This window comes from Limosilactobacillus panis DSM 6035 (assembly GCF_001435935.1).
Taxonomy (GTDB): Bacteria; Bacillota; Bacilli; order Lactobacillales; family Lactobacillaceae; genus Limosilactobacillus; species Limosilactobacillus panis.
Map to the genome: position 1 here is coordinate 1 of NZ_AZGM01000119.1, position 569 is coordinate 569.

At 41.1% G+C, this 569-nt stretch carries 1 protein-coding gene; it reads left to right on the forward strand.

Annotated elements, in window-relative coordinates; translation table 11 throughout:
* Positions 1-180: 180 nt before the first annotated feature.
* On the forward strand, positions 181-569 hold a 389-nt coding region (locus tag FD32_RS07190; protein WP_156410648.1), incomplete at its 3' end, for a helix-turn-helix domain-containing protein.

Sequence of the window (569 nt, forward strand, 5' to 3'; positions counted from 1 at the left end):
CCGAAAATTTCATCTAACTCCATTAATTATTTGGGACTTATGTCACAGCCCCCTTGCCTATTTTTTAACCTTTTAATCGAACGTATGTTTTAGGATGTGATATAATGTACTTAACAGAGAGAAGTGTTCAGCTATTAATTAGCTTTGTTAACTAGCCAATGATGAAAGATTGTGGTGAAAATGGCGCAAGTTATAAAGGGGATCAAACTTCGCCTATATCCCAATGCCCAGCAAAGGGAACAATTGTGGCAGATGTTTGGTAACGACCGCTTCGTTTGGAACCAAATGTTGGCAATGGCCAAGGAGCGGTATCAAAATAATCCTAGTAGTCACTTTGTCAATGAATACGGGATGAATTATCTACTGAAGAGACTCAAACAGGAATACCCATTTCTTAGGGCTAGTGACTCAACTAATTTTCTAGTGGTTAATCACAACCTCGCCCAAGCCTTTAAGATGCTATTTAAACATCGGGGCGGTTACCCACGTTTTAAATCGCGTCGAGCTATTCGCCAAGCTTATACGGGGCGGTCAGTTTGTCGGGTACTTGCTAAACGGCGGGTTAAGTT